The organism is Ensifer sp. LC11, assembly GCF_001695835.1.
GTDB lineage: Bacteria > Pseudomonadota > Alphaproteobacteria > Rhizobiales > Rhizobiaceae > Ensifer.
On record NZ_MBSO01000045.1, the window covers coordinates 131,397 to 157,593 of the forward strand.

Consider the following 26,197-nt stretch of genomic DNA (forward strand, 5'->3'; position numbering starts at 1 on the left):
TCGCCCTGGGCATCGACGCGCGACTGTTTGTGGTCCGCGATGGTGGTCAGTGTCTCTTGCGGGCGCACTCAGTGCGTTCGCAGTGACTTACGCCTTCGCCGCGTCCTGCTTGATTTCGCCCATGCGGTTCCAGGCGTCGAGCCCGGCGATCTTGTAGGCTTCGGCAAGCGTCGGGTAGTTGAAGGTATTCTCGACGAAATACTCGACCGTGCCCTTGAGGTTGAGTACCGCCTGGCCGATGTGAACCAGCTCGGTTGCGCCTTCGCCGATGATGTGCACGCCGAGCAGGCGGCGGGTCTTCAGGGAGAAGATCATCTTCAACAGCCCGGAATCGAGGCCCATGATGTGGCCGCGCGAGGTTTCGCGGAAGCGCGCCATACCGCATTCATAAGGGATTCCGCGTTCCTTGACCTCTTCTTCCGAAAGGCCGCAGGTCGAAATCTCGGGAACGGCATAGATGCCATAGGGGAAATATTTCTGCGGTTCCATCGCGATTGCGCCGACGGCGACACGCGCTGCGATGCGCCCCTGTTCCATCGATGTCGAGGCAAGGCTGGGAAAACCGACCACGTCGCCGGCGGCATAGATGTTCGGCACGGAGGTCTGGAACGTCTCGGGATTGACCTTGAGCCGCCCGCGACTGTCGGCTTCGAGGCCTGCCGCAGGCAGGTTGAGCGTGTCGGTCGCACCCATGCGCCCGGCGGCGAAAAGCACCATGTCGGTCACGATCTTGCGACCGTTGTCGAGCGTCAGCAGCACCTTACCATCGTCGAGCCGTTCCACTTTGTCGGCCTTCTGGCCGAGGTGGAGCTTCATGTTGCGGTCGCGCAGCTGGTAGATGAAATCCTCGACGATCTCCTTGTCGATGAAGTCGAGCATCGTCGTCTTCGGATCGATCACCGTCACGTGCGTGTCGAGCGCGCTGAAGATCGTCGCATACTCGATGCCGACGACACCGGCGCCGATGACGACGAGCGAACGGGGAAGCTCGGAGATGTCGAGCAGTTCGTCACTGTCGAGCACGGTCTTGCCGTCGAAGGGTATGTAGTCCGGACGGAAGGGTTTCGTGCCGACGGCCAGCATGATGCTCGTGCCCGAAACGAGCAGGGTTTCACCGTCGTCCTTGACGACCTCGACCGTGGTCGGATCGACGAAGCTCGCCTTGCCGCGCATCTGCTGCACGCGGTTGCGGGCGAACTGGTGTTCGAGAACCTCGACTTCATGATTGAGCGTGATGATCAGCCGCTGCCTCAGATCGTCGGCACTGATCTCCTGTTTGACGCGATAGGCGCGCCCGTAGAAGCCGCGTTCGCGCCAGCCCGAAAGATTGAGCGCCGTCTCGCGCAGGGTCTTCGAAGGAATGGTGCCTGTGTGCACCGAAACCCCGCCGACGCGTTTTCCTTGTTCAATGACGAGGACTTTCTTGCCGAGCTTGGCGGCCTGGATGGCACCGCGGCGACCGGCCGGTCCGCTTCCGACAACGATGAGATCGAACTGGTTCATGGGCGTATCCGTTAAAGTCAGGAATCGTTGTGCGTTGCGAAAGACTCTCGCTTTGAAGCCTCTATATCGTCAATGGCACGGTTTAATGAAGTGGTTTTCATAACCGAAAACTGCCGGATGAGAATATAAGAGAATGCGCGTATGCTCGGCCTCATAACGACGTGCCGAGCCCATCGGTGTCGTGTTTGCCTGGGAGGGTGACGATGGGATTGGAACTGACGAACAGGGCGATGCCGCAATCCGATGGCGCCGAGCAGCGGCCGGGCGTCGTCGCAGCCGCCGTTTACGAAAACGGCGTGCGGGTTCGCGATATCCGTGTCGAAGACGCCGGCAAGTGGCGAGCGCGGCCGGGAACGGTCGTCTGGATCGGCTTGCACGAACCCGATGCGGACCTGCTGCGCCAGGTGCAGCGCGAATTCGATCTGCATGACCTGGCGATCGAGGATGCCTGCAAGGCGCACCAGCGGCCGAAGCTCGAGATTTACGGCGATTCGATCTTTGTCGTTGCGCGGACGGCCCATATGGTCGGCGACGAAATCGCTTTTGGCGAGACGCATCTTTTCGTCGGGCGCGGTTATGTCGTCTCGGTCAGGCACGGCGCCTCGACTTCGTACATGGCCGTCCGCCAGCGCTGCGAATCTTCGCCGGCAGCACTGGCCCATGGCGAAAACTATATCCTCTATTCGATCCTCGATTTCATCGTCGACAATTACATGCCGGTCATCGAGGCGATCCACGAGGAAGTGGAGGAACTGGAAGATCGGCTGCTGCGGGAGCGGCTGATCAAGAGCGACATCGAGCGGCTCTATCTGCTCCGGCGCAATCTCCTCAGGCTGCGCAATGCCGTGGTGCCGCTCGTCGATGTATGCCGACGACACGAACACATCGATATGCCTGGCATGGATGCAGCGCTGCAACCGCTCTTTCGCGATGTGACGGACCATGTGCGCCGCGTCCAGGAGGATATCGACGCGCTGCGCGAAGTCCTTGCCTTCACCTTCGAGGCGAGCCTGATGGTCGGGCAGTCCGAACAGACAGAGATATCGCGCAAGCTCGCCTCCTGGGCGGCGATACTTGCCGTTCCGACGGCGATTGCCGGCATTTATGGGATGAATTTCGACGACATGCCGGAGCTGAGGTTCCGCTATGGCTATTTTGTTGTCCTTGCGGTCATCATCGGATTGTGCGGGACGCTCTACCGCTTCTTCCGTCGGGCGAAATGGCTGTAGATGCCCGAGCAAGAGTGTGCGGACGGTTCCGCCCGCAATCCGCTCTCAGAACAGCCGTAGCCCCTTCAGGCTGACATGGCCATCCTTGCCGATGATGATGTGGTCGTGCACGGTGATACCGAGCGGTTTGGCGGTCTCGGCGATCAGCTTGGTCATGTCTATATCCGCGCGTGACGGCGTCGGATCACCGGATGGATGGTTGTGCACCAGAATGATCGCCGTGGCCGAGAGGTCCAATGCGCGCTTGACGACCTCGCGCGGATAGACCGGCGTATGGTCGATCGTGCCTGTCTGCTGCACTTCGTCGGCGATCAGCGTGTTGCGCTTATCGAGGAACAGGATGCGGAATTGTTCCTTCGTCTCGTAGGCCATCGCCGCATGGCAGTAGTCGATGACCGCACTCCAGGACGAGAGAAGCTGCTTCTGGCGAAGCTCGCTTTTCAGCGTGCGGTGGCCGATCGTGGAGATGAGCTTGAGGTCGAGAGCCACGGTCTCGCCGATACCGCTCACCTCTTGCAGCAGTGCGATCGGCGCGCCGAAGACGCCGGCAAGTGTTCCGAAACGTGTGAGCAAGGCTTTCGCGATCGGCTTGGTATCCTTGCGCGGGATCAGCCGAAACAACAGCATTTCCAGGATTTCGTAGTCGGCGAGCGCCATGTCACCCTGTTCGCGGTAGCGTGCCCGCAGCCGGTCGCGATGACCGTGATAGTGCACTTCGGGCGCCGGAGGCTTCTTGGCCACCGGCGCATGATCCAGCTGCAATTGCGGAAAGAACGTCCTTTCGTCCGCCGATGGCGCCATGTCGCCGTCAGAGGAGATCAGACGCTTCGTCATGCTGCGCCGAGCGTATTGACGCCGGGCTTGAACAGGCCGGCAGGCGAAAGCGTGAAGATCTCGCAGCCATCGGCGGTGACGCCGATCGTGTGCTCGTATTGTGCGGAAAGCGACCGGTCACGGGTAACAGCCGTCCAGCCATCCGAAAGCACCTTCACGTGCGGACGGCCGAGATTGATCATCGGCTCGATGGTGAAGATCATGCCTTCGCGCAGCTCGGGGCCTTCGTTGGCGCGTCCGTAGTGCAGGATGTTGGGCGCGTCATGGAAGAGCTTGCCGACGCCGTGGCCGCAAAAATCACGCACGACAGAGCAGCGTTCGGCCTCGGCATAGGTCTGGATCGCTTCGCCGATCGCGCCGGTGCGGGCGCCGGGGCGCACGGCGGCGATGCCGCGCATCAGGCTCTCATGGGTGACATCGAGCAGCCGCTCGGCTGCGCGCTTGATTTCGCCGACCGGATACATGCGGCTCGAATCGCCGTGCCAGCCATCGACGACATAGGTGACATCGATATTGACGATATCGCCTTCGCGCAGCGGTTTGTCGTTCGGAATGCCATGGCAGACGACGTGATTGATCGACGTACAGGACGACTTCGTATAGCCGCGATAGTTGAGTGTCGCGGGCAGGGCGCCATTGTCCATGCCGAACTCGAAGACGAAGCGGTCGATCTCGTCGGTGGTGACACCGGGCTGCACGCGAGAGACGAGTTCGTCGAGGCAGCGCGCCGTCACCTGACAGGCCCTACGCATGCCCTCAAACCCTTCCGGCCCATAGAGCCGGATAACGCCGGTGTTCTTGTAGGGCGCAGACCCCGCCTCGATGTAAGTCACCATTCCAAAACTTTCATTTGTTCCAAGTCGGATTTCATAGAGCAGCCAGGGCTACTTCGTCCACTCTCATCAATCCGGTCGGACGGATTTGCGTTGGCGAAACCTGACATTTCACGGCATAGGCCTCGACCCCGCGCGCCATCGCGCGGTCAAAGGCTTGCGCATACGCGGGGTCGAAATCGCAACAGATCCTCAAACTGTCGCAATCACCGCGCTGCACGAGATAGATCATGACGGCGCGGTGGCCTGCCTCGACCATGTCGCCGAGTTCTTCGAGATGTTTTGCGCCGCGCGCTGTCGGGCTATCCGGAAACTCGGCAAGGCCGGGCGTTCGGCTGAAATGCACGTTCTTGACCTCGACATAGGCAAGACCGCGGTCGGGGTCGCTGAGCAGAATGTCGATCCGCGAATTGCGGCCATAGCGCTGCTCGCGCGCAAACTGCTGGTACGTGTGAAGATCTGCGACCAGGCCCAGCCGGATTGCCTCTTCCGCAAGCCGGTTTGGCAGGCCTGTGTTGATTCCAACGAGCGTGCCATCGGCTTCGACGATTTCGAGCATGTGGCGGTACTTGCGCGTCGGACTGTTGTGCTCCGACATCCAGATGCGCGAGCCGGGCGTCGTCAGACCGCGCATCGAGCCGGTGTTGGGGCAGGAGCCGGTCATGTCAGTGCCATCGGGCAGCACGGCGTCGAACAGAAAGCGCTTGTAGCGCTGGACGAGAGTCGCGGTCGCGAGCGGGGGATCGAAGATCAAGATATGTCCTGCAACGGTATCAGGCCCGGGCGCGCACGTAGGATCCCGGCGCTTCCTCGAGCGAATTCAACGGACCGCCGGGCTTGCGGGCAGGAACGCGCCTCTTGTCGAGCTTCTCGATCCACTGGTGCCAATGCGGCCACCAGGATCCCGGTGTTTCTTTGGCGGCCTTGAACCAGTCGTCGAACTCGCCCTTGGGCGCGCCGCCGGTCCAGAACTGGTACTTGCCCTTGTCCGGCGGGTTGACGACGCCGGCAATGTGGCCGGAGCCGGACAGCACATAGGTGACCTTGCCGCCAAAAGAGGCGCTGCCGAGGAAGACGGAACGCGGCGGAGCGATGTGGTCTTCCTTGGTGGCGAGATTGTAGATCGGGATCTTGACGTCGCCGAGCGACACCTTCTTGCCCGCAAGTACCATTTCGCCCTTTGAAAGCTTGTTATCGAGGTAGCAGTTGCGCAGGTAGAAGGAATGGTTCGCGGCGGGCATCCGCGTTGAATCGGAGTTCCAGTAGAGCAGGTCGAACGGCAGGGGCTCCTGGCCCTTGAGGTAGTTGTTGACGAAGTAGGGCCAGATAAGCTCCGAGGCCCTGAGCATGTTGAAGGCGGTCGCCATCTTCGAGCCGTCGAGATAGCCGGTCACGCTCATGTTCTGTTCGATCTGGCGAATCTGCTCCTCGTCGACGAAGACCTTGAGGTCACCTGCAAGGGTGAAATCGACCTGTGTCGTGAAGAGGGTCGCGGAGCGGATGCGATCGTCGCCTTCGGCGGCGTGCAGCGCAAGGGTCGCCGCAAGCAATGTGCCGCCGACGCAATAGCCGATGGCGTCGACCTCGCGCTCGCCCGTCGCCTGTTCGACAATGTCGAGGGCAAAACCGATGCCTTCGCGGGCATAGGATTCCCAGTCCTTCGTCGCATGGCGTTCATCCGGGTTCACCCAGGAGATGACGAACACGGTATGCCCCTGATCGACAGCCCATTTGATGAAGGATTTCTGTGGGTTGAGATCCAGAACGTAGAATTTGTTGATCCACGGCGGGCAGATCAGCAGCGGCCGTTTCAGCACCGTCTCGGTCGTAGCTTCATACTGCAGCACCTGGCAAACGTCGCTCTGAGCGATCACCTTGCCGGGCGTCATCGCAATATTTTCGCCGATCGCGAATTTGCTGGTATCGGTCTGCCGTAGCTTGAGATCGCCGCGGCCGGCGGTGATGTCCTCGGCAAACATCTGCATGCCCTTGACCAGATTGGCGCCGCTGGACGCGACGGTCTCCCGGTAGAGCTGTGGATTGGTGGTCACGAAATTCGTGGGCGAGAGAGCGCTCGAAACCTGCCTGACGTAGAAAGCCGCCTTGTGCTTGGTGTGATCGTCCAAGCCCTCCGCGTCCTCGACCATGCGCTCGGCCCAATCGGATGTCACGAGATAGGCCTGGCGGATAAAGTCGAAGAACGGGTTCTTCACCCAATCCTCGTCGGTAAATCTCTTGTCGTTGCGCTGGAGGGCGGCAGGCCCTGCCGTCGTCTCTTCGCCGGACATGCGCTGGAGCGTGCGCGACCAGATCTCAAAGAAGCTGCCCATCAGGTGCGTTTGCGCTTCCAGCGTGCGGCGGGGGTCGGAGAGCCAGTATTCCGAGACCTTGGAGAGCGTCTTTACCATATCGGTGACAGGCTCTGAGAAGACATCGGATTTTTGTCCCGATTCTCGCGGTGCCAGCCAGGCGGAGGCTGCCTTGCCAAGCTGCTCCATGGCGCGGGCTAGGTTGACGGCGAGGCCTTCCGGGTCCTTGACGATGTAAGGCTCGACGGATCTGGGGTCGAAGCCTGCGAAGCCGTCCTTGCCTTCCGCATTCCTCTCTGCTGTCACCCGGCGTCCTCCACAGCATCTTGTTTGTTTTGTATTTTTACATTCTGCCCGAAAATGATTACAAGGGCTAGCGCATCGTCGCGCCGTCAAATCAGAGGTCGTCTTCAGCATGCTTGCCGTCGGAAAACAGCGCTCCATCACCTGGGTTGCAGGGATCGTCCTCATCGGCACGCTTGCAGGCTGCAACAGCCAGACAACCAATTTTGAAAACTACCCTTCGGTCTATGGTCAAAAGCCGGCCGCGACGGCGCAGATGACCAATGATGAGGCCGCAAACATGCAGGCACGTCTGTCGTCATTGGGGGCTGCGCGCAAGTCCGGAGCGATCTCTGAAGCTGAATATCAGCGTCGACTGAAGGAGATGCGTGCACTGGCCGAGCAGCACGGCACTGACACGCTGAAAGAGATACAGAATTAGCGCTTGCCTTTCCGGTGATTTGGACGCAAAGCGTTCAATGGCCGCATGGACGGCCGTTCACCACAGCGCACGGTTTCGCGAAGGCTTGAGCCGCTGGCGGGAGCGTGCGCCAAACGAGGTTTGGAGATGGAAGAGTTTCACAAAGTCCGGCGTTTGCCGCCCTATGTTTTCGAACAGGTCAACCGTTTGAAAGCAAGCGCGCGAGCGGCCGGTGCTGACATCATCGACCTCGGCATGGGCAATCCGGATCTTCCCACTCCACAGTCGATTGTCGACAAGCTCTGCGAGGTCGTTCAGGACCCGCGCACGCATCGTTATTCGTCGTCGAAGGGCATTCCCGGGCTGCGTCGTGCCCAGGCCGCCTATTACGCCCGCCGCTTCGGCGTCAAGCTCAATCCGGAAACGCAGGTCGTCGCTACCCTTGGCTCCAAGGAAGGCTTCGCCAACATGGCCCAGGCGATCACAGCACCTGGCGATGTCATCCTGTGCCCGAATCCCACGTATCCGATCCACGCGTTCGGCTTCCTGATGGCAGGCGGCGTCATCCGCTCGATCTCGGTCGAGCCCGATGAAACCTTCTTTCCGCCGCTCGAGCGCGCCGTGCGCCACTCGATCCCGAAGCCTTTGGCGCTGATCCTCAATTATCCGTCGAACCCGACGGCCCAGGTCGCGACGCTCGACTTCTACAAGGACGTCATCGCCTTTGCGAAGAAGCACGACATCATCGTGCTTTCGGATCTTGCCTATTCGGAAATCTACTTCAACGACGCTCCGCCGCCGTCGGTGCTGGAAGTTCCGGGTGCGATCGACTGCACGGTCGAATTTACCTCGATGTCGAAGACCTTCTCGATGCCCGGCTGGCGCATGGGCTTTGCCGTTGGCAACGAGCGGCTGATTGCGGCGCTGACCCGCGTGAAGTCCTACCTTGACTACGGTGCCTTCACGCCGATCCAGGTGGCGGCGACCCAGGCGCTGAACGGTGACGGCAGCGACATTGCAGAGGTTCGCAGCGTCTATAAGCGCCGCCGCGACGTGATGGTCGAGAGCTTCGGCAAGGCCGGCTTCGAAGTGCCGCCGCCGGCAGCGACGATGTTCGCCTGGGCGAAAATCCCCGAGAAGTTCCGTCATCTGGGCTCGCTCGAGTTCTCGAAGCTGCTGGTCGAGAAAGCGGATGTCGCGGTTGCGCCCGGCATCGGCTTCGGTGAGCAGGGCGACGACTATGTCCGCCTTGCGCTGGTTGAGAACGAACACCGCATCCGCCAGGCGGCGCGCAACATCAAGAAATTCCTGTCGACCGCCGACGAGACGATGCACAACGTCATCTCGCTCAACGCGCACAGGTAACAAGACGGGAGGCGCGCTTTTGGTGCGCCTCCTTCCACAACGGCCCCGCGGTTCTCGCGGTTCGCCCTCTACATGTTAGGAAATGGCTATGGCAGATGCCCTCAAAATCGGCATTGCGGGCTTGGGTACCGTCGGTGCCTCGCTCGTGCGAATCCTCCAGGATCGTCACGAGATGCTTGCGACAACGTGCGGACGGGCAATCGAGACCACGGCCGTAGCGGCGCGCGACCGCAACAGGGATCGCGGTGTCGATCTTTCTGATATCGCTTGGTTCGACGATGCCATTTCGCTCGCGCGTGATGCGGATATCGACGTGTTCGTCGAACTGATGGGCGGTGCCGGCGATCCGGCTTATTCGGCCGTCAAGGCGGCGCTGCAGCGTGGTGTCCATGTGGTAACGGCCAACAAGGCGCTGCTGGCTGCCCATGGCATCGAGCTCGCCAAGATCGCCGAGGAGAAGGGCGCGCTTCTGAACTACGAAGCGGCGGTCGCCGGCGGCATCCCGGTGATCAAGGCGCTACGTGAATCCATGACCGGCAACACGATCTCGCGCGTCTACGGGATCATGAACGGCACCTGCAACTACATCCTGACGAAGATGGAGAAGGAAGAGCTTTCCTTCGAAGCCTGCCTGAAGGAAGCTCAGCGCCTTGGCTATGCCGAAGCGGATCCCGCCTTCGACATCGAAGGCAACGACACGGCGCACAAGCTGTCGATCCTGACGAGCCTTGCGTTCGGAACAGCGATCGCTGCCGACGACATCTATCTTGAAGGCATCACCAATATCTCGATCGACGACATCCATGCGGCTGCTGATCTCGGCTACCGGATCAAGCTCCTGGGCGTCGCCCAGCGCACCGAAAGCGGCATCGAACAGCGCGTTCACCCGACGATGGTGCCTTATGATTCCGTCATTGCGCAGGTCGATGGGGTGACCAATGCCGTTGCGATCGAATCCGATATTCTCGGCGAGCTTCTGATGGTCGGCCCCGGTGCCGGCGGCAATGCAACGGCATCGGCTGTTCTGGGCGATATCGCCGATATCGCGAAGAGCCGCCCCGGTGCTCAGCATGTCCCGGCCTTCGGACGCCCGACCAACGCGCTGCTGCCCTACAAGCGTGCCCAGATCCAGAGCCACGAAGGCGGCTATTTCATTCGCCTGAAGGTGGTCGACCGCACGGGCGTGTTCGCGAGCATTGCGACCCGCATGGCCGACAACGGCATCTCGCTCGAATCGATCATGCAGCATTCCAAACACCTGATGGAGAGCGGCGAGCCGCAGACGATCATCCTGGTGACGCACGCGACCTCGGAACACTCCGTTCGCGATGCCATCAAGGCGATCAAGAGCGAGGGCTATCTCGTCGGCGAGCCGCAGGTCATCCGCATCGAGCGCCCTAAGGCAAGCTGAGGACGGCTTCGAACGGCGTTGGCTTGGATAAGGCGCGGCGTTCGACGCAGATCACCATCGATCCATTTGAGGCCCTGCTGCGCGCCCGCGCCGGCAGGGTCTCTCGCTTTTTGGGGCGGCTCAACGGGTAATGGGCCGCGAAAACCCCGAGGCGACGCGGATCTCTGTGCATGCCGTTCCAAAAACGGTCACGATTTTCGAGGTTATGCGCTAAGAACGGTTGGATGCAGGCGGATGGGCGAGCATGGAAGAATTGGTGGATCCGGTACAGCGGGCCTTTCTTGGCGTCGAGCAATCGATCAGCGGCCAGCGCTGGGTTTCGCGGCTTGATCAGGCGGGCCAGAACCGGGCGCTCGCCATCAGCCAGGTTCACGGCTATTCCGATCTTCTCGGTCGGGTGCTTGCCGGCCGCGGTGTCGTGCTCGACGATGCCGCAAGCTTTCTTGATCCGACGCTTCGCTCGCTCATGCCGGACCCGGACAAGCTCACGGATTGCCGCAAGGCCGCAGACCGCCTGTCGGCGGCAATCAAGCGGCGTGAAAGGGTTGTCGTCTTCGGCGACTACGACGTCGATGGCGCCGCATCCTCGGCGCTGATGGCCCGCTTCCTTCGCCATTTCGGCATCGAGGCCGAGATTTACATTCCGGATCGGATCTTCGAGGGCTACGGACCGAATCCGACGGCGATCGAGCAATTGATCGACAAGGGTGCCGATCTCATCGTCACGGTCGACTGCGGCTCGACGAGCCATGAGGCGCTCGCGGTCGCGGCGCAACGCGGCGTTGATGTCGTGGTCATCGACCACCATCAGGTGGGCGCAACGCTGCCGGCTTGCCATGCGCTGGTCAATCCCAACCGGGAGGATGATCTTTCCGGCCAGGGCCACCTCTGTGCAGCCGGCGTCGTCTATCTGGTTCTCGTCAATACACTGCGCGTTTTGCGCAGCGCCGGCGACACGCGCACGTCGTCCTTCGACCTTCTGGCACAGCTCGATCTGGTGGCGCTGGCAACCGTCTGCGATGTCGTACCACTGAAAGGGCTCAATCGAGCCTACGTCGTCAAGGGACTGATCGCGGCGCGGCATATGGGCAATGTCGGGCTCTCGGCGTTACTGAGGAAGGCGGCGATCGGCGGCCCGGTCACGCCCTATCACCTCGGCTTTCTGGTCGGCCCGCGGATCAATGCCGGGGGCCGTATTGGCGACGCGGCGCTCGGCAGCCGCCTCCTGGTCATGGATGATTCCGGAGCGGCGGAAAAGATCGCAGCACAACTTGATGAGCTTAACCGTGAACGGCAGGCCATGGAGGCGGCTATGCTGGCCGAAGCCGAGGCCGAGGTGCTCGCGGAATACGGCACGGGCGAGGGCGCCTCGGTCATCGTCACCGCGCGCGAAAACTGGCACCCTGGCATCGTCGGGCTGCTGGCCGCGCGCATCAAGGAGAAGTTCCGTCGCCCGACCTTTGCGATTGCTTTTGATCCGAACGGCAGGGGCACGGGTTCGGGGCGCTCGATCAACGGTTTCGACATGGGCAAGATGGTCCGCGCCGCGGTTGATAAAGGCCTGCTGGTCAAGGGTGGTGGCCATGCCATGGCGGCGGGCCTGACGGTCGAACGCACGAATCTCGGCAAACTCCGGCAGTTCTTCGAGGAGCGGGCGGAAGCTGCCGTGCGCGAGCTCGTCGCCATCCAGACGCTCAAGGTCGATGGCGCGCTCGCCGCATCCGGCGCAACGCTCGAACTGATCGATCTCTTGGAGCAGGCCGGCCCCTACGGCTCGGCGCATCCGCAGCCCGTCTTCGCCTTCCCGCAGCACCGGCTGCGCGACAGCCGGCAGGTGGGCGCAAACCACGTCAAGGTGACGCTGGAGGGCCAGGACGGCAGCCGGCTCGACGGCATCGCGTTCCGCGCCACCGAGACGCCGCTCGGCGATTTTCTTCTTTCGAGCCGCGGGACGTCCATTCATGTCGCAGGCTCGGTATCAGCGGACCTCTGGCAGGGGCAGCGGCGCGTGCAGCTGCGCGTCACGGATGCGGCGAAGGCCATTTGATCGTTGGCGAGCGGTGAGCGCCCGCAAGCCCCAAGGGCAGGCCACCGTTGCCAAATGATGTTGGCCCTGCTTCGGTCCGAAGATATGGGCAGCTTGCTACGGGCTCCACAGTCACCTTCGCGCCGACATCCCTCGACACTTTCGGCGTGCCTCGCGAGCGAGAGCGAAGACCTCAGCATTTATCCGGCAATCAGTCTCGTTGCTCTCCTATCGAACCAGGAGAAAGCCAAGGAAACCCTTTTTGACAGAAGGTGATCCAAATTCGCCCGGCGATCTGCGACGAGGAGGGAATGGCACGCCCAACGGGACTCGAACCCGTGTTGCCGCCGTGAGAGGGCGGCGTCCTGACCGCTAGACGATGGGCGCCTCTGGGCTTGTTGTGCGCCGGCGATTGCTGCGCATTTCCGCATCCTATGCCTGTTAAGCGAAAACGACGAGAGAAATCCTCGGACGCAAGTCGATGCGCTGGCAACGCAATCGTTCGTTTCCATGCGAGCGCCGGCGAGCGGTTTACAATGTCGGGGAGATCAACACAGTGGCACGCCCTAGGGGAGTCGAACCCCTCTTCCCAGAATGAAAATCTGGTGTCCTAACCGATAGACGAAGGGCGCACTTGCTGTGTGGGCGCCTTATAGCCAGCGAGTTTTGATACCGCAAGCGCCAATCTCAGGATTTTTGTGCTTTTCCCGTTAAAATCGACGGGAAATATTCGGCGCATTAAGGGCCGGAATCGGAGGCTCTGTCCGAGACAGCAAATCGCTGTTTCAGATGAGTAAAATGTCGATATTCAGGGGAAGAAGATCAACACAGTGGCACGCCCTAGGGGAGTCGAACCCCTCTTCCCAGAATGAAAATCTGGTGTCCTAACCGATAGACGAAGGGCGCACTTGCTGTGTGGGCGCCTTATAGCCAGCGGGTTTTGATACCGCAAGCGCCAATCTCAGGAATTTTGTGTTTTTCCTGTTAAAAACAACGCCAAAAGCTCGCGGCCCGATAGGTCGGAATGGGAAATGTCTTGGAAACAGAAGAGCACTGCTTCGGACGGAAAAATATGATCTAGAGGGGGAGAGGAGGTCAACACAGTGGCACGCCCTAGGGGAGTCGAACCCCTCTTCCCAGAATGAAAATCTGGTGTCCTAACCGATAGACGAAGGGCGCACTCGCTGTGTGGGCGCCTTATAGCCAGAGGATTTGAGAACCGCAAGCGGCAATCTTCATATTTCTGTAAAAAATCCACAGGCAGGAGCCGGGCAGGGAGACCTCCGGAATCATCCGTGGAAACAAAGGGTTGGGTTCAGCCCTTGCCGCGTCGGCATCGCCAGTTCCAGTCGCGCTGGGTGCCAATATCGATATGCACCGATTCCGTATGGCAATAGGTGCCGACACCGCCGCGGCCGGGAATGCTGCGCAGGAATTCGGCAAGATCCCACTTGCTGACGCCCTCAACCTGGATATCTGCTGCTTCGCAACGCGTATGCAACGACTGCTTCGCGCGATTGACCTTGATCGGCCGCAGGCCCGAGGTCACCATGACCTGCTTGCCGTAGTGCGTTTCCACATTCTTCAGCATTTGCATGAGTTCAGGCTTGAAGCAGCCGGCTTCGACCTTTTTCGTTTGGAGGATCAATCCGCTCGGTGCCAGACGCGCCAGACCTGAAAGAGAGGCTACCTGTACGGGGGCGCCATCATCGTCGCCGATATGCTCTTCGTGCTCGAAATTGTAGAGCGAATTCAGCTTGACGCCTGGAAGCGTGTAGGCGAGTGACGCCGTCTGTGGCTGGCTGGCATTGCTGGTGGTTATCGTCTTCTTCTCCGCCGGTTGCACTGCCCGAACTGCTTCCTGCTGCGGCTTCTCCTTGCGCTTTCCGGCAAACAATGCCGCCAACGACCAGGTTTTCGGCGCGTCTTTCTCGCTGTTGCCTTCCTTGACCTCCGGGGACGCTTGTTGGGCTGCCGCCACCTGGTTCGCGGGAGGTGCGACTTCGGCGTTGGCCACGGCCTGTGGCGCCGACGATGCCTGGCCGCTGACGGCAGCCGCGGCGCTCAATGGCACCGGCACAGCAGCGGGAAGGGCGCTGTCTTGGGCGGGTGAGGCGGCGTAGGCGGCGACCGCCGTGTCCGGTGTGACGCCGCCGGTCACTGTGTTCGCCGCGCCTTGCTGGGGGCTTGCGAGCGGCAGCGGCTGCTGCTGTGTACCGCTGAAGAGGCTGTTGGTCGTCGCATTCATCGCCGGTTGGCCGGCCGGGAGCGGAACTGTGCCCGTCGTCTGCGGCTGGGCGGTTGTCGCCGCCTGTGCCGCGGGCGCCTGGCCGTAGATGCTCGATGATGCAGCCCTGAGACCGGTGCTCTGCATTGTCAGGGATTGCGCCTGTCCTGCATCTTGCGTGGCGGCAGGGTTGCCGGCACCCAGCTGCGCTTGCGGATTGCTGCCAAGCGCAACCACCTGTGCATCCTGGACGGTGCCCTGCCCAGCCGATTCGGCGGTTTGCTGGGAGGCGGTCTGCCCCTCGACCTTCAGCGCAGTGGCCGCATCGTTTTCTGCAACCGCCGACATGCAGCTGCTGAGCGCCAGCAGTGAAACGGATAGGGCGGCCGCGCGCGCAACGGCAGCGAGCACGGCCCCCTTCTTGTCCAGATGTTGCAACGTCCTATCCCCGCTCTCCGTGCATGACGGGCGAAGTCTTCGCCTTGTCATGCATTAAGTTTCAGTTCCGAAACATCGCCCAGAACAAACAAACGCACACTTCGCGCGGTGATCAGAAGGATCGCCACGGAAAAGGTCAGGCCAAGTACAAAAGGGGGTCGCCGCCACGAGACATCGCGGATAGGACCCGGCATCAACGTTTCGCGCGAAAAAATACTCAACGATACGCGATTTGTAAACCGGCGCTAACCTTGGGCTTGCATGTTTCCGACATGCGAAGGCCCGGACCAGCCGGGCCTTGATCATTTGTAGCTGTTGCTGATCGACGGTCCGGCCATGCCAGCCGGGATCACCGGCTGTATGCAACCATCTTCGTCAGTCAGAATTGCGCGGAGCTTACCACGCGCCCGTATTGCCCATCGAAGCCCAGGGCTCCTGCGGCGGGCGGTTTTCGCCTTTTTGCAGAATTTCGATCGAGATGCCGTCGGGCGAGCGGACAAAGGCCATATGGCCATCGCGTGGCGGCCGGTTGATGGTCACGCCATTGTCCATCAGATGCTGGCAGAAGCCGTAGATGTCATCGACCTCGTAGGCGAGGTGGCCGAAGTTGCGCCCGCCCGTGTAGTCTTCCGTATCCCAATTGTAGGTGAGTTCCAGGCAGGGCGAGAGTTCGCCGCGTGCGCGCTCGATGTCGCCGGGAGCAGCAAGGAAAACCAGCGTGAATCGGCCCTTTTCATTGTCGTAGCGACGGATCTCCGTCAGCCCGAACAGCGTGCAGTAGAACTTCAAGGCCTCGTCCAGATTCTTGACGCGAACCATCGTGTGCAGATAGCGCATTGCAATGTCCCTGTTTTGCAGAAGATGGCGTATACTGGGCCGCCAGCAAGCCAGAGGCAAGGCTGCGTCCCCATATTAGTTCTCGGCCAAAATATGCCGAGGGTCTTGCGTATCCGCGGCGGGACGATGTTATTCTGGTCAATAAGAATCAGTTAACCGTATCGGTAGTCGCGCGTAAACGAGGGGCTGGGAGAGAATGGCGGATAGGACATCTTCAAAAGACGTCATGCATGGTGACGACTTTGGCAGCGACGCTCTCGACCTCATCGAAATCACCGGCGTGATCAAATGGTTCGACGTCGCCAAGGGCTTCGGCTTCATCGTGCCCGACAACGGCATGCAGGATGTGCTGGTCCATGTGACATGCCTGCGGCGTGACGGCTATCAGACAGTGCTTGAAGGCGCCCGCGTCGTCGCCCTCATCCAGAAGCGGGATCGCGGCTACCAGGCATTCCGTATCCTCTCCATGGACCAGTCGACGGCCGTTCACCCGTCGCAGCTTCCCCCTGTGCGCACCCATGTCCAGGTGACGCCGACAAGCGGCCTCGAGCGGGTTCTGGTCAAGTGGTTCAACCGCACCAAGGGCTTTGGCTTCCTGACCCGGGGCGAGGGGACCGAAGACATCTTCGTTCACATGGAAACGCTGCGGCGCTTCGGCCTCACCGAACTTCGGCCCGGCCAGGTCGTCCTCGTACGCTTCGGCGATGGCGAAAAAGGCCTGATGGCGGCTGAAATCCATCCGGACGGCCCCTCGCCAACCACGCGGTCGCATTGATGATCGTCGCACGTCATCTTTTTAAAGAAAGCGCCCTGTTGGCGCTTTTTTTCTTCGCCCTCATCGCAGCGAGTTCGGCAGAGGTCGAGTTTGCCAGGGACAAGATGCGTCTGGTGACAGCCGACAAGACGGTCCACGAACTCACGGTCGAACTGGCCGTCGATCCGGACCAGCGCGAGCAGGGGCTGATGTTTCGCAAATCCATGGCGCCGGACCAGGGCATGCTGTTCGATTTCGGACAGACCCGTCGGGTGATGATGTGGATGAAAAACACCTATCTGCCGCTCGATATGCTCTTCATCGACGACAACGGCGTCGTACGCACGATCCGTGAAGATGCTGTGCCCCATTCGGAGGCGATCATTGATTCCGGCGAACCGGTTGCCTTTGTGCTCGAGCTCAATGCCGGCACTGTCCGGCGACTTCACATCCGTCCCGGCGATCGGCTGGAGGGCGCCCGGATCCCGCTCCAGCGGCCGTAATTCTTGCGGGCGGCGCGAGAACACGCCTTGTTCTCCCGGAATCACCCCCTAAATCATCTGATGATGGTAATCTGGTTCTGCCGGTAAGGGCCGCAAAGCCTTAAGAGCAGGCTTGATTATGACAGATTGCTAATGTTCTTCTGGGCGAAACAGGAGGCATCTGTGGTTATCCGGAATGTGCTGTTGGCGGCCATGGCGACGTCTGTGTTTGCGCAGGCGGCGATGGCGGCAGATCTGACGGAGGCGCCAGCCCCTGTCGTAGAGGCGCCACCGGTGTTTGTCTGGACCGGTGGCTATGTCGGGCTCCAGGGTGGGGGTGGCTGGCTCAATGGCGATCTGAGTGCACCCGGCGGCAGCGCCTCGCAAGATTTTAGCGGCGGCTTGCTCGGCGCCTTCGCAGGCTTCAACTATCAGCAGGGCGATTGGGTCTACGGCATAGAAGGCGACGTCAGCTACAATTGGAATGACAAGACGTTCGATATCTTCGGAACCTCGACGGAGGTCGGAACCGACGTCTCCGGCTCGATCCGTGGGCGTGTCGGCTACGTGCTGAACGACAAGGCGCTGCTTTACGGGACAGGCGGCTGGGCGGTGACCCGAGGCTTCGTCGACGTGCCCGGCGCGTCGAAGGAGAAGGAAACCTTCAACGGCTGGACGGTCGGCGCCGGCGTCGATTACTCCTTCACCGACAGCGTCTTTGGACGCGCCGAGTACCGCTACAACGATTACGGCGACAAGGACTTCGGCGGCGTCAACGTCGATATCGACCAGCACCAGTTCACAGTTGGTGTCGGCGTGAAGTTCTGATCGCAGGGAAACGTCAAGGAGAGCGCGCCGGCGCGATGCCGGCGCGCTCTCGATAGGCTTATCCCGACGGCGCCCCTTCTTGCGCACGCTCGATAATTTCGGCCCGATCCGCTTCTGCCGAAAGATCAAGCATGATGCGCGTGCCGTCCCTGATCGATCGTTGCAGGTTCTTTCGCGTCTCCGGTTGCAGGATCAATCGATCCATCGCGGCGAGCCGGGCAAGCCTCGAGCGCGAAACGCCGAGTTCGGCTGCCAGCAGGCGGTCGGCCCGCATGCTCGTAGCCATCGCCACGGCAAGGACGATCTCGAGGCGGTTGCAGCCTTCGAACGGTCTCGCACGCACACGACGGCGCACGCGGCATTCGGGAAACTCCTCTATGCGGTCGGTGCTCCGGCGAAGGTCTTCGACGTCGAAGGCCGTGCGGCGGATCCAGGCAAGGTCGTTGTTTTGAAGCGCGTGGAGCGTATCGGGATCGACTTCCCGAACGTTCTTTCGCTCGAAAATCGGGCGGTTCCAGGTGTCCGCGCAATCGGCGCAGCGGTAGATCAGCCAGGCATCCAGCCGTCGCCCATTGGCGTTCAGCCGCGTCTTGCCGCTGCAGACGAATGGACGTTGGCCACGGCAGCGGCTGCAGGCACGCCACGGGCGTGGTGCGGTTTGTGGTTCGATGGTCCAATGGACCGTTAACGTGTAAGACATGTCGTCTGGTTCTTCCGATTGGAAGTCCATCGAGACGACGGTTTGAGCACCCGTTCCGGGGACGCGGTCTGGCAACGTTTTTTGGTGATGGTTCCGCCTGGCGAATCCGTGCCAGGCATGAGATCGGCAATGCCATTCCGGTCTCGAACCGTCACCTCAACGAACGCAACAAAAATCAATCCGATAGCAGCTCGTGCTACCGGGCGTACGGGGTGAAACTAGCGAGACCGGATTTTACAAAGGCAAAGCGAAACTCCGCGAGAAACAGCGCGATGGTGGCTGCTCGACCGTCCTATAGGAATTGCCTGCGGGCACAAAGTGCAATGACATCTTGTGCACGCGCCAGAGTGGAATTTCTCGAGGAATAGGTGAAATTTGGCCACAAGCGAATTTTCGCCGTTGAGGTAGAATCGCCCAACACACCTCCAATCTGAAGCGGCTTCGAAATGCTTGAGCAGAGGCGGCTTTTCTTTTCGCGAGATGGCGTCGTCTCCACATCGCGCATCGGGCAATCCGTCGGTTTAGCCGGCGCGGCTAAGCGGCGGCGCGATCGGCTTTGAAATGGTCACGGTTGACGAGGTGGATAAAGTGATGCGGTTACGGCCGTGGCGTTTGGCTTCGTAGAGCGCTGCATCCGCGCTGTTGAACAATTCCTCCCACGAGCGTTCTTGGCCATTGGCAACCGCCAGTCCCATGCTGACGGTCAGCGCCACCTGTTCGCCGCGGCTGATGATCCGCAGTTCTTCCACGGCACGACGTAGCCGCTCGGCGATCGCTTGCGCCCGTTCTTCGCTGGTCAGAGGAAGGTAAAGCCCGAATTCCTCGCCGCCCAAACGTGCAAAACAATCTCCCTTGCGAAGGTTCTTCCTGGCGAGCTCGGCAAAAGCCATCAGAACCTGATCGCCGGTGTGGTGACCGTAGCGGTCGTTGATGCGCTTGAAGAAATCGAGGTCCATGACGATGAGGCAGTCGCCATGCCAGTTCGATTTGGGCAATTGCGCAAGAAACCAGCGGCGATTGCCGGCGCCGGTCAGCGCGTCAGTGTCGGCTGAGCGCCGCAGTTCCGCCTCTGCCCGCTCCTTCACAAGCACGAGGGCGAAGAGTGCGATCGCGAAATGGCAGATGATCGAAAGAAAGAAGGCGTACGTGGTGGTGACCGGGATGATGCCGGGTTTCACGAGGCCAATCACGACAGCGAGGCAAAGGTTGGCGCCGACAGTCATGGCGGCTGCGAGCATGGCGCGGGCGGGCAGCGGCTCCCTTGAGCGATCGGAGATGATGGCAAAGGCCGAAGCGGCGAGGAAAAGAAAGGCGGTGGCGTTAAAGACGCTGGCGCGAACGGTATTGACCACATGAAAATGCGTGGCAAGGCCGATCAGCGCACCGGTGACGGGTACGCAAAGCGCCAGCCAATCGGCGCTGCGGCGCCGACCGGCGCTCAAGCGCCGCACGCCGATCCAGAACAATGCATATCCGCCGATCCCGAGCGTGAAGCTGGAGAGCGTCCACAGATGGGCCGGTAGCAACTTCTGCTCGCCGTAGCCGGCAAGCGTCGATGCCAGAGCCAGAAACAGAAAGCCGCTCGCCAAAATCCCGAGACCCTCGTCCCGCGGCGATTGCCAGCGCGCATAAAGGAAGCAGAACGCGCCGATGAGGAACGACGACTTGTGAAGCAAGAGTACAGTGGCAAGGTCGAGTTGGGCAGTCATCTGATTGCTCGGGCAGGCTTGGGAGGCTGACACGTCGCGGTTGCGCGCCGCTCCGCTCTAACCGCAATGGATTTAGTGATTCCTAAATTCGAATGACAAAGCGGCGATTTGTCCCGATATGGGACATTTTTTGCCCTTGGCGCCCCGGGCGTTTCGCAATGAGATGGCATCTTTGGCTGTGGTCAAGGAAATTTCATCTTGCGGCCCCCGGGCGAAGCGTGTATCTCCGGCGCCGTTGGTACGGAGTGTAGCGCAGTCTGGTAGCGCATCTGGTTTGGGACCAGAGGGTCGGGAGTTCGAATCTCTCCACTCCGACCATTCAAAGCGCCGGGTGGCATTCTTGGCCTTCCTTACCTGGCTTTTCCAACTTTCAGATGATGTTTCGCTTGCTTCGAGCCCGCCTGATCACTGCGGAAGCTTCGTCGCGCCTGATCTCCCGCGGAAAAGCCAAATTTATCCGGCCGAAAGTCATTTCGTTTTAAATCATTCTGCGTTATGGGAATGACGGCATGCTGGTGCCCGTGAATGTGGCCAGCGAAAGTATGGAGCCGTTCGAAACCATGTCCGCAAAGATCTATCGTCCAGCAAAGACCGCCATGCAGTCTGGCAAGGCCAAGACGAATCTGTGGGTGCTGGAGTTCGATCAGGAAAAGCCGCGCACCATCGATCCGATCATGGGTTACACCAGCTCGGGTGACATGAAGCAGCAGCTGCGGTTGACCTTCGAGAACGCCGAGCAGGCTATCGCCTATGCTGAACGCAACGGCATCGAGTACCGCGTGATCGCGCCGAAGGAAGCGACACGCAAAAGCGTGTCCTACCCGGACAATTTCCGTTTCAACCGGATGCAGCCCTGGACCCACTAGGGTCCTTCGATGGCATTCGACGGGCACAGCCCGAGACGGCCCCTTAGCTCAGTTGGATAGAGCACCTGCCTTCTAAGCAGGTTGTCGCAGGTTCGAATCCTGCAGGGGTCGCCAATGATTTCAAGCGCTTAGGTGGGTGTTGGGCGTCACATGGCCCCCATTTACAGCTCTCCCACAGTTGTTTGTTACGTCCCGTTTGCGTAGATCTGTCACGGTGCTGGTCTGCTGCTCAGTGGTGCTTGTCGAATTCCGCGGCATCAACCAACGGACTAGTGAACCTTCGGTCTGCGGACGAATGCACCGGCTGCCTCCTCTAGCATCCGTTCCTTCGCGTCCAGAGCGGACCAGTGATTATGCGCCAGTTCGATCAGCGCGCGGGCTACTTCACGTTCATCCCAGCCGGCCGCTTCGGCGTACTCGGCCACGGTTCGAAACACATCCTCAATCGCCAACTGGCAGTCGAGCTCTCTTTCCGGGTAAGAGCCCACGCGCTTTGGTGACAGGAATCTCGGATTCTTCGTCATCAACGACCTCCCGCTGCCGAGAGTAAAGCGCGCTAAACTATCCCCAAGCTTTCGCTAATTTTCGCGCGACCCTTTTTGTCGTTCTCGTTGGGTCTAGGGACCGCGGTTTATGGCGAGCTCAGTTTTCCTGAACGGAAACACCGTCCTGGCCGATCTTGATCTCGACACCTGGCTTCGTCTCCTCACGATAAACATAGACGCCAAGTCCGGTGGCGATCACGGCGAGGAGGGCGATTATCAGGTAGAGACCGGGTCGGCTCATGCAGAGTGTTCCTTTGCGTTTTTCACCTCTACCTAGCTAGGCTCGGTTGCCGGAAAGGCAACCGGCGCTCTTGCGTTGTGGGTTGTCGAACCTTGAAATGCGCCGTTAGAGGTCCGATCCCGTGACGGTCCTGGGATCTAAGTATCGACACATCCGGCGCTTTCGACACGGCGGCGCGATGGAGGGGCGGTGTTCGCAACTCGTGTCCGGACACAGGTCCGGCGCCGATAAAAAAACGGGCCGGCGGATGGTTTCCGACCGGCCCGTTCCGGCAAAAGGCGGAAAGGGGAACGTCTCTGCGCGGGGCTGCAGCGCCGCGCGTAGGGAGATCGATACGGTCTGATAATGCCCGAAAGCCGGCGCGGGAATTGACATTTCTCGCTTGAAATTTGACATTTCCCGCATGCCTTCCGATGGACGCCCACACTCAGTGATCGAAGTTTCCGTTGTCATCCTGCCGGAGTCGTCGATCATGTCGCTCGCCTCGGTGCTGGACCCGATGCGTGCCGCCAATCGTATCTCCGGCCGCGACGTGTTTCGCTGGCGGTTGCTTTCGGCCGATGGCGGCCCGGTGACGCTGACTTGCGGCGTGCCGATCGCGGTTGACGGTTTGCTGGGGCAGCCGCTTGCCGGCGATGCACTGCTGGTGATCGGTGGCTTCAATCTCGATCGACACGCCGGCAAGAAATTCATCGGGGCGTTGCAGGAGTGCTCACGGCATTTCGATATCGTCGCCGGCATCGAATCGGGCTGCTGGCTGCTCGGCCGAAGCGGGCTGCTGAATGGCCGCAAGGCGACCGCCCATTGGGAAGAGCTCGAAGATTTCAGCCAGGCCTTTCCCGCGTTGACCGTGCTTGGCGACCGTTTCGTCATCGACGGCAAGTTCTGGACCTCAGGCGGTGCTTCACCGACTTTCGACATGATGCTGCACTGGATCACGCAAAGGCTGGGTTCGGCTCTGGCGCTCGATGTCGCCAGCATCTTCGTCTACGACCAGACACATAGCGCTGCCGACGTGCAGCCCTATGTCTCGCTTGGTCGGATCGAAACGCGAGATCCCGAGCTCGCCGAAGCGATCCGGCTGATGGAGCGCACGCTCGAACGTCCCCTGACAATTGCGGCACTGACCAAGCGATTATCGATTTCGCAGCGCAAGCTGGAGTCGCTCTTTGCCAGAGGGCTTTCCACCAGCCCCGGAGCCTATTATCTGCGCCTCCGCCTCCAGGTTGCCCACAGGCTGGTGCGCGATTCCGGCAGCCCCATCCGCGAGATTGCGCTGCGCTGCGGTTTTGACAGCCTGTCCGTCTTTTCGCGGGCCTATAGCCGCGAATATGGGGTCAGTCCCTTGAAGATGCGGTTGGCGCGACGTGAGGCTGTGGCGTGAGGAACGGTTCAAGGCCTTTGCGCGCCAACGGGCACGCGCCCGGATGGATCGCCGATTGAGCCGTCGGATTCGCATGGATCGGCGTCAGTGCACGGTCTGTGGCGGCTCGTCGGTAAAGGCCTGGATGCCGTCGCGCTGAACGGTCGCGATAAACTCCTCGAAGGCTTCCCGATCGGTCGGAAATGGCTCCTCCCACGTGGTGGAAAAGCCCTCCTCGTCGATGACTTCGAGGGTCCAATCGTGATTTGTTCCTGCCGGCCGATAAATCCGCAACTCCACGACGACGCCGTCGTCACTGAATTGGCCGGAAAACTCCGAGAACTCGTAGGTCTGCTCTTCGTCAGTCATTTCCGCAGTGTAACACGCTTGATGGGGGACGTCCCGCCGGGTTCGGTTTCGGCGGCTCTATTTGCACCCTCTAGCCGGGCGCGCAGGACGTGCGCTCGATCTCGTTCGCGAAGAACAGGCCGAGACACGCCTGCCGCCTCGGCAAGAGGCGGTTGCGGTTACCGGCAACGTGCCTCGTACCGTCGCCCGTAGCGATCACGATAGATGCAATAGCCTTGGCGCTCCTGAGAACGTCCGATCAGGTTGCCGATAACTCCACCGGCCACAGCGCCGATCGCCGCGCCGCCCCAACTGTCGCTCACTGCGCCGCCGATAATAGCACCCGTTCCGGCGCCAATGGCGGTCCCTTTCTCGGTCTGCGTGCAAGAAGCAAGCGTACCAATCATCAAAGCCGCAATGACAAGCTTTCTCATGCTTTCACCCCTTTGCTCGATATCAACCTGGGCAGTTCAACACTTTGCATCCTCAGCGTGAGGTTCAGCATCTACGCAACGCGGCGAATTGTCGAGGGTGGTTGATCGCTATGGCGAGAGTAATGGGTTGGTCGTGTCGTCGACTGTCCATCATGCAACTGCTGAAACTTGTCTTTCCCACGTAGGGTATTGCGCTGTCAGTGCCGCGTATCTTCGGACGCCACCTCTACGTACCGGCCGATCGACCAGAGGTAAGTCGCAATTTCCTGCCTGATTGGGTCGCGGTCGCCATACTTCTCCCCAATGCGCTCAACTTTGTTCATTGCCGCCTCGCTCGGGTTCATGTCGCCGGTAACGTACGTAAAGTGGCCGACGGCGCAGATGTCGCACCCGGCGGCGATCATCTCAGCCACGTAGTCTGGGATCTCACCGGACTTCATCACGCGCTTCTTTTGCTGGGACATTTCCTCTCTCCGTTATGCGTCTCCAGCAGGGCGTAAGCCTTTGTCTTCGAACCACATTGTCGGTGACGGTCATGGCTTCAGGCGGACCCCAGAGCGCAATGCCGCTTGGGGCTGGGCACGCTCTGGGGTTGCTAACGTCAAGTGCGGTTGACGCTCAACTAGGAATGGCAGGGCGGTTCCGATTCCGCAACGCGTGTGGGACCTTTGCCGGGGCAAGTCGGACTTAAGTCCTATCCGGTTCGCGGTCAGCAGGAGGGCGCGTGCTCTGTGCGTTGCGCGAGCCTCGCATGGCTGCTTCTCCTCCTCCGCTCGCGCGGAGTGCATGCGTCTTTTGTCAGGATGCGACCGCAACGTCGCGGGTGTTCTTATTATGTTCTGATCTGGTGGGGAGTCGAACGAATGATGTCCGTCAGGACACCAACCTAATTCGCGAAGACCGAGCTCCATAAGCGCGCCTCCAGTGCAATCGACAGGGTTTGATAACTCTCATCTGATCCTTGGCGATGATGCGCTGGGTTGGGTAGCTTGATCCGAAGCTGCCGATAAGCAGGGAATCTGGTGCCGTCGTGGCGACCCGGGAAGCTAGGGCGGCAGCTTGATTTGTCGTTGAAAATTCGTGGTGAGCGCGCAGGGATTCGAACCCTGGACCTACTGATTAAAAGTCAGTTGCTCTACCGGCTGAGCTACGCGCTCCCTGGCCGCGGCTGTGAAGCCCGGCGGAAGTGGGCGGACATATGCACGCGTGTTTCCCGCCGGTCAACCGAAAAATTGCGATTTTCGCGAACAAAGGGTGCATGGCGCAATGATCGCCAAAAGGTGATTGGTATCATAGTGATCCTGCGGCTAAGGGATAGCCCAAATGCCGCATGCCGGAGTTCTTGCCGTTGTCGATTGCCGATATTTCCATCTGGACCGCCATTCTTGCCGGCGCTCTCTCGTTCCTGTCGCCCTGCGTCCTGCCCCTGGTGCCGCCCTATCTTTGTTATATGGCCGGCGTCTCGGTCGACCAGTTTCGCAGCGGCGATGCGGCGACGATCGGCAGCACCAGGCGCGCGGTCCTGCCGGCGGCGCTATTGTTCACGCTCGGTTTCGCCACCGTCTTCGTAGCGCTTGGGGCAGGGGCTTCGTCGATCGGCCTGCTGCTAAGGCAGCATATGGATCTGCTCTCGCGCATCGGCGGCGTGATCATCATCATCATGGGGCTGCATTTTCTCGGCGTGTTCAAGATCGGTCTCTTGGCGCGAGAGGCGCGCTTCCAGGGCGGTGGCAAGCCTGCAACGCTGTCGGGCGCCTATATCATGGGGCTGGCCTTCGCCTTCGGCTGGACGCCCTGCATCGGTCCGGTGCTTGGCACGATCCTCGGCGTTGCCGCCGCGCGCGACACGGTCGGCGATGGCGCCATGCTGCTTGCCATCTATTCGCTGGGCCTTGCCGTGCCGTTCTGGATCGCGGCCGCCTTTTCCGGCTCCTTCATGCGCTTCCTCTTCCGCTTCCGCCGTCATCTCGGCCTTATCGAGAAGCTGATGGGTGGGCTCCTGGTACTCGCCGGCCTCGCTTTCCTCTTCGGTTTCATCAGTTCTGTTGCCATCTGGTTCCAGACGACCTTCCCGATCCTGATGAAAATCGGCTAGGGCATTCCCTCGTAATCCGGAATCACTTTTCGCCAGGACTGGCCTAATGCTTGGGCTTGTTCGTGCGCTAGGCGTGTCGCGGATGCCTGGCGATGGCGTGGCCAAGCCGAAAGCGGC

General features: G+C 60.6%; 25 protein-coding genes and 7 tRNA genes. 13 read left to right on the forward strand and 19 right to left on the reverse strand.

Annotation, left to right across the window (positions count from 1 at the left end; translation table 11 throughout):
* Positions 1-87 precede the first annotated feature (87 nt).
* On the reverse strand, positions 88-1,503 hold the full coding sequence (gene sthA, locus BBX50_RS24610) for a Si-specific NAD(P)(+) transhydrogenase (RefSeq protein WP_065777924.1): 1,416 nt from the start codon (positions 1,501-1,503) through the stop codon (positions 88-90).
* Between the two features lie 203 nt (positions 1,504-1,706).
* Between sthA and BBX50_RS24615 the strand changes: the two genes are divergently transcribed.
* Positions 1,707-2,732: a magnesium and cobalt transport protein CorA gene (locus tag BBX50_RS24615; RefSeq protein ID WP_065777925.1), complete on the forward strand. Its 1,026-nt coding sequence runs from the start codon at positions 1,707-1,709 to the stop codon at positions 2,730-2,732.
* 45 nt (positions 2,733-2,777) lie between these two features.
* Here the strand turns inward: BBX50_RS24615 and radC are convergent, their stop codons facing one another.
* The 4 genes from radC to phaC are packed head-to-tail and all read right to left on the reverse strand — an operon-like array spanning position 2,778 to position 7,014.
* Positions 2,778-3,566 carry a DNA repair protein RadC gene (radC, locus tag BBX50_RS24620; protein WP_065777926.1) on the reverse strand — a complete coding sequence of 263 codons (789 nt, stop codon included), beginning with the start codon at positions 3,564-3,566 and terminating at the stop codon, positions 2,778-2,780.
* Positions 3,563-4,402, reverse strand: coding sequence for a type I methionyl aminopeptidase (gene map, locus BBX50_RS24625; protein ID WP_065777927.1), 840 nt, complete (start codon positions 4,400-4,402; stop codon positions 3,563-3,565). Before map ends, radC begins: the two co-directional genes overlap by 4 nt.
* 31 nt (positions 4,403-4,433) lie before the next feature.
* Positions 4,434-5,153, reverse strand: coding sequence for a DNA/RNA nuclease SfsA (sfsA, locus tag BBX50_RS24630; protein WP_065777928.1), 720 nt, complete (start codon positions 5,151-5,153; stop codon positions 4,434-4,436).
* A 19-nt stretch (positions 5,154-5,172) separates the two neighbouring features.
* Entirely contained in the window at positions 5,173-7,014 is a 1,842-nt protein-coding gene (phaC, locus tag BBX50_RS24635; protein ID WP_065777929.1) for a poly(3-hydroxyalkanoate) polymerase subunit PhaC, read from the reverse strand.
* A gap of 109 nt (positions 7,015-7,123) precedes the next feature.
* Here phaC and BBX50_RS24640 point away from each other — a divergent pair, with 109 nt between their 5' ends.
* The 4 genes from BBX50_RS24640 to recJ all read left to right on the forward strand — a co-directional run bounded on the left by BBX50_RS24640 (position 7,124) and on the right by recJ (position 12,234).
* On the forward strand, positions 7,124-7,432 hold the full coding sequence (locus BBX50_RS24640; RefSeq protein WP_065777930.1) for a hypothetical protein: 309 nt from the start codon (positions 7,124-7,126) through the stop codon (positions 7,430-7,432).
* Positions 7,433-7,558: 126 nt separating this feature from the next.
* Positions 7,559-8,776, forward strand: coding sequence for an LL-diaminopimelate aminotransferase (locus BBX50_RS24645; RefSeq protein ID WP_065777931.1), 1,218 nt, complete (start codon positions 7,559-7,561; stop codon positions 8,774-8,776).
* A gap of 88 nt (positions 8,777-8,864) precedes the next feature.
* The gene (locus tag BBX50_RS24650) at positions 8,865-10,187 is read left to right on the forward strand and encodes a homoserine dehydrogenase (RefSeq protein WP_065777932.1); all 1,323 of its coding nucleotides are present in this window, start codon (positions 8,865-8,867) and stop codon (positions 10,185-10,187) included.
* A 244-nt stretch (positions 10,188-10,431) separates the two neighbouring features.
* Positions 10,432-12,234: a single-stranded-DNA-specific exonuclease RecJ gene (recJ, locus tag BBX50_RS24655; protein ID WP_065777933.1), complete on the forward strand. Its 1,803-nt coding sequence runs from the start codon at positions 10,432-10,434 to the stop codon at positions 12,232-12,234.
* 291 nt (positions 12,235-12,525) lie between these two features.
* On the opposite strand, the gene BBX50_RS24660 is transcribed toward recJ, so the two are convergent.
* The 6 genes from BBX50_RS24660 to BBX50_RS24685 all read right to left on the reverse strand — a co-directional run bounded on the left by BBX50_RS24660 (position 12,526) and on the right by BBX50_RS24685 (position 15,715).
* Positions 12,526-12,600, reverse strand: a tRNA-Glu gene (locus BBX50_RS24660).
* A 170-nt stretch (positions 12,601-12,770) separates the two neighbouring features.
* Positions 12,771-12,845: transfer RNA gene (locus BBX50_RS24665), tRNA-Glu, on the reverse strand.
* A gap of 199 nt (positions 12,846-13,044) precedes the next feature.
* Positions 13,045-13,119, reverse strand: a tRNA-Glu gene (locus BBX50_RS24670).
* 198 nt (positions 13,120-13,317) lie between these two features.
* A tRNA-Glu gene (locus tag BBX50_RS24675) sits at positions 13,318-13,392 on the reverse strand.
* A gap of 136 nt (positions 13,393-13,528) precedes the next feature.
* Positions 13,529-14,878 carry a YcbK family protein gene (locus BBX50_RS24680; protein ID WP_065777934.1) on the reverse strand — a complete coding sequence of 450 codons (1,350 nt, stop codon included), beginning with the start codon at positions 14,876-14,878 and terminating at the stop codon, positions 13,529-13,531.
* Between the two features lie 396 nt (positions 14,879-15,274).
* Positions 15,275-15,715 (reverse strand): VOC family protein, encoded by a 441-nt coding sequence (locus tag BBX50_RS24685; RefSeq protein WP_065777935.1) that lies wholly within the window; start codon positions 15,713-15,715, stop codon positions 15,275-15,277.
* A gap of 196 nt (positions 15,716-15,911) precedes the next feature.
* On the opposite strand from BBX50_RS24685, the gene BBX50_RS24690 reads away from it, so the two are divergent.
* The 3 genes from BBX50_RS24690 to BBX50_RS24700 all read left to right on the forward strand — a co-directional run bounded on the left by BBX50_RS24690 (position 15,912) and on the right by BBX50_RS24700 (position 17,779).
* Positions 15,912-16,490 (forward strand): cold-shock protein, encoded by a 579-nt coding sequence (locus BBX50_RS24690; protein WP_065777936.1) that lies wholly within the window; start codon positions 15,912-15,914, stop codon positions 16,488-16,490.
* Positions 16,490-16,972 (forward strand): DUF192 domain-containing protein, encoded by a 483-nt coding sequence (locus tag BBX50_RS24695; RefSeq protein ID WP_065777937.1) that lies wholly within the window; start codon positions 16,490-16,492, stop codon positions 16,970-16,972. Before BBX50_RS24690 ends, BBX50_RS24695 begins: the two co-directional genes overlap by 1 nt.
* A 192-nt stretch (positions 16,973-17,164) precedes the next feature.
* A complete protein-coding gene (locus BBX50_RS24700; protein WP_065778027.1) occupies positions 17,165-17,779 on the forward strand; it encodes an outer membrane protein in 615 nt (204 codons plus the stop codon).
* A 58-nt stretch (positions 17,780-17,837) separates the two neighbouring features.
* Here the strand turns inward: BBX50_RS24700 and BBX50_RS24705 are convergent, their stop codons facing one another.
* Positions 17,838-18,479 (reverse strand): DUF1062 domain-containing protein, encoded by a 642-nt coding sequence (locus BBX50_RS24705; protein ID WP_083213801.1) that lies wholly within the window; start codon positions 18,477-18,479, stop codon positions 17,838-17,840.
* Between the two features lie 521 nt (positions 18,480-19,000).
* Positions 19,001-20,188, reverse strand: coding sequence for a GGDEF domain-containing protein (locus BBX50_RS24710; RefSeq protein WP_065777939.1), 1,188 nt, complete (start codon positions 20,186-20,188; stop codon positions 19,001-19,003).
* Between the two features lie 241 nt (positions 20,189-20,429).
* Here BBX50_RS24710 and BBX50_RS24715 point away from each other — a divergent pair.
* The 3 genes from BBX50_RS24715 (at position 20,430) to BBX50_RS24725 (ending at position 21,168) form a co-directional block, all read left to right on the forward strand.
* Positions 20,430-20,506: transfer RNA gene (locus BBX50_RS24715), tRNA-Pro, on the forward strand.
* Positions 20,507-20,748: 242 nt separating this feature from the next.
* On the forward strand, positions 20,749-21,054 hold the full coding sequence (locus BBX50_RS24720) for an ETC complex I subunit (protein WP_034791376.1): 306 nt from the start codon (positions 20,749-20,751) through the stop codon (positions 21,052-21,054).
* A 37-nt stretch (positions 21,055-21,091) separates the two neighbouring features.
* Positions 21,092-21,168: transfer RNA gene (locus tag BBX50_RS24725), tRNA-Arg, on the forward strand.
* Positions 21,169-21,323: 155 nt separating this feature from the next.
* Here the strand turns inward: BBX50_RS24725 and BBX50_RS24730 are convergent.
* Entirely contained in the window at positions 21,324-21,578 is a 255-nt protein-coding gene (locus BBX50_RS24730; RefSeq protein ID WP_065777940.1) for a hypothetical protein, read from the reverse strand.
* Positions 21,579-21,696: 118 nt separating this feature from the next.
* The gene (locus BBX50_RS30620) at positions 21,697-21,840 is read right to left on the reverse strand and encodes a hypothetical protein (RefSeq protein WP_201723519.1); all 144 of its coding nucleotides are present in this window, start codon (positions 21,838-21,840) and stop codon (positions 21,697-21,699) included.
* A gap of 403 nt (positions 21,841-22,243) precedes the next feature.
* Between BBX50_RS30620 and BBX50_RS24735 the strand changes: the two genes are divergently transcribed.
* The gene (locus tag BBX50_RS24735; RefSeq protein ID WP_065778028.1) at positions 22,244-23,224 is read left to right on the forward strand and encodes a GlxA family transcriptional regulator; all 981 of its coding nucleotides are present in this window, start codon (positions 22,244-22,246) and stop codon (positions 23,222-23,224) included.
* A gap of 84 nt (positions 23,225-23,308) precedes the next feature.
* Here the strand turns inward: BBX50_RS24735 and BBX50_RS24740 are convergent, their stop codons facing one another.
* The 4 genes from BBX50_RS24740 to BBX50_RS24755 form a co-directional block, all read right to left on the reverse strand.
* Positions 23,309-23,572 (reverse strand): hypothetical protein, encoded by a 264-nt coding sequence (locus tag BBX50_RS24740; RefSeq protein WP_065777941.1) that lies wholly within the window; start codon positions 23,570-23,572, stop codon positions 23,309-23,311.
* 158 nt (positions 23,573-23,730) lie between these two features.
* On the reverse strand, positions 23,731-23,985 hold the full coding sequence (locus tag BBX50_RS24745) for a YMGG-like glycine zipper-containing protein (protein WP_065777942.1): 255 nt from the start codon (positions 23,983-23,985) through the stop codon (positions 23,731-23,733).
* A gap of 197 nt (positions 23,986-24,182) precedes the next feature.
* Positions 24,183-24,449: a hypothetical protein gene (locus tag BBX50_RS24750; protein ID WP_065777943.1), complete on the reverse strand. Its 267-nt coding sequence runs from the start codon at positions 24,447-24,449 to the stop codon at positions 24,183-24,185.
* Between the two features lie 617 nt (positions 24,450-25,066).
* A tRNA-Lys gene (locus BBX50_RS24755) sits at positions 25,067-25,142 on the reverse strand.
* Positions 25,143-25,333: 191 nt separating this feature from the next.
* Here BBX50_RS24755 and BBX50_RS24760 point away from each other — a divergent pair.
* On the forward strand, positions 25,334-26,080 hold the full coding sequence (locus tag BBX50_RS24760) for a cytochrome c biogenesis CcdA family protein (protein ID WP_065778029.1): 747 nt from the start codon (positions 25,334-25,336) through the stop codon (positions 26,078-26,080).
* Positions 26,081-26,197 lie beyond the last annotated feature (117 nt).

Coding starts and splice junctions, on each gene's coding strand:
- sthA (WP_065777924.1), bottom strand. CDS start 1,503: ATGAACCAGTTCGATCTCATCGTTGTCGGAAGCGGACCGGCCGGTCGC.
- BBX50_RS24615 (WP_065777925.1), top strand. CDS start 1,707: ATGGGATTGGAACTGACGAACAGGGCGATGCCGCAATCCGATGGCGCC.
- radC (WP_065777926.1), bottom strand. CDS start 3,566: ATGACGAAGCGTCTGATCTCCTCTGACGGCGACATGGCGCCATCGGCG.
- map (WP_065777927.1), bottom strand. CDS start 4,402: ATGGTGACTTACATCGAGGCGGGGTCTGCGCCCTACAAGAACACCGGC.
- BBX50_RS24640 (WP_065777930.1), top strand. CDS start 7,124: ATGCTTGCCGTCGGAAAACAGCGCTCCATCACCTGGGTTGCAGGGATC.
- BBX50_RS24645 (WP_065777931.1), top strand. CDS start 7,559: ATGGAAGAGTTTCACAAAGTCCGGCGTTTGCCGCCCTATGTTTTCGAA.
- BBX50_RS24650 (WP_065777932.1), top strand. CDS start 8,865: ATGGCAGATGCCCTCAAAATCGGCATTGCGGGCTTGGGTACCGTCGGT.
- recJ (WP_065777933.1), top strand. CDS start 10,432: ATGGAAGAATTGGTGGATCCGGTACAGCGGGCCTTTCTTGGCGTCGAG.
- BBX50_RS24685 (WP_065777935.1), bottom strand. CDS start 15,715: ATGCGCTATCTGCACACGATGGTTCGCGTCAAGAATCTGGACGAGGCC.
- BBX50_RS24690 (WP_065777936.1), top strand. CDS start 15,912: ATGGCGGATAGGACATCTTCAAAAGACGTCATGCATGGTGACGACTTT.
- BBX50_RS24695 (WP_065777937.1), top strand. CDS start 16,490: ATGATCGTCGCACGTCATCTTTTTAAAGAAAGCGCCCTGTTGGCGCTT.
- BBX50_RS24700 (WP_065778027.1), top strand. CDS start 17,165: ATGGCGACGTCTGTGTTTGCGCAGGCGGCGATGGCGGCAGATCTGACG.
- BBX50_RS24705 (WP_083213801.1), bottom strand. CDS start 18,479: ATGTCTTACACGTTAACGGTCCATTGGACCATCGAACCACAAACCGCA.
- BBX50_RS24710 (WP_065777939.1), bottom strand. CDS start 20,188: ATGACTGCCCAACTCGACCTTGCCACTGTACTCTTGCTTCACAAGTCG.
- BBX50_RS24720 (WP_034791376.1), top strand. CDS start 20,749: ATGTCCGCAAAGATCTATCGTCCAGCAAAGACCGCCATGCAGTCTGGC.
- BBX50_RS24730 (WP_065777940.1), bottom strand. CDS start 21,578: ATGACGAAGAATCCGAGATTCCTGTCACCAAAGCGCGTGGGCTCTTAC.
- BBX50_RS30620 (WP_201723519.1), bottom strand. CDS start 21,840: ATGAGCCGACCCGGTCTCTACCTGATAATCGCCCTCCTCGCCGTGATC.
- BBX50_RS24735 (WP_065778028.1), top strand. CDS start 22,244: ATGCCTTCCGATGGACGCCCACACTCAGTGATCGAAGTTTCCGTTGTC.
- BBX50_RS24740 (WP_065777941.1), bottom strand. CDS start 23,572: ATGACTGACGAAGAGCAGACCTACGAGTTCTCGGAGTTTTCCGGCCAA.
- BBX50_RS24745 (WP_065777942.1), bottom strand. CDS start 23,985: ATGAGAAAGCTTGTCATTGCGGCTTTGATGATTGGTACGCTTGCTTCT.
- BBX50_RS24750 (WP_065777943.1), bottom strand. CDS start 24,449: ATGTCCCAGCAAAAGAAGCGCGTGATGAAGTCCGGTGAGATCCCAGAC.